We start from the raw sequence: 487 nt of genomic DNA, 5'->3' as shown, positions 1-487 counted from the left end.
CCTTAGAAGAAATCAAAAATGTTTCTAAAGGTGAAGATTGGCAGTTTAATCCTGATATGTCAGTTTATCCACAAAATGAAGATGGAAGCTATTCTAAAGAAACTTTGTTTATGAGTTTTTTAAAATCTCAAGGTGGACAACCTGTTGAGAGTCTAAAAACCACACTTAATCCAAAAGTAGAAGCTTATAATAGAGCTATGGCTAAAGAGAGTTTTAGTGGTCCAGCCATACACTTAGATAGTATTATGACAGGTAAAAGTGACTTTAAAAGCTTTTTTAGATACTGGGCAGAGCGTGGCATAGAAGAAGGTGATTTATATATGTATGAAAATAACATTCCTAAAGAATCTGCTATGGGTAATTGGGCTTTAGATGCTGAAATTAAACAAGCCATTGCCAATGGCTGGAAAGCAAAACCTAGCACCATTAACTCCTACGCTGATTCTATAATGGATAGATTAAATAATCTTATAGGACAAACTAGGGT

1 protein-coding gene is annotated in these 487 nt (G+C 34.3%); it reads left to right on the top strand.

All coding sequences use genetic code 11. From position 1 onward, the window contains the following. Positions 1 to 487 (top strand): Cj0814 family flagellar-dependent secreted protein (locus CCO88_RS10525; RefSeq protein WP_002840629.1); only part of this gene is annotated, 487 nt, incomplete at both ends.

The organism is Campylobacter coli LMG 9860 (assembly GCF_000254135.1).
GTDB lineage: Bacteria > Campylobacterota > Campylobacteria > Campylobacterales > Campylobacteraceae > Campylobacter_D > Campylobacter_D coli.
This window is presented reverse-complemented; position numbering and strand designations above follow the sequence as displayed.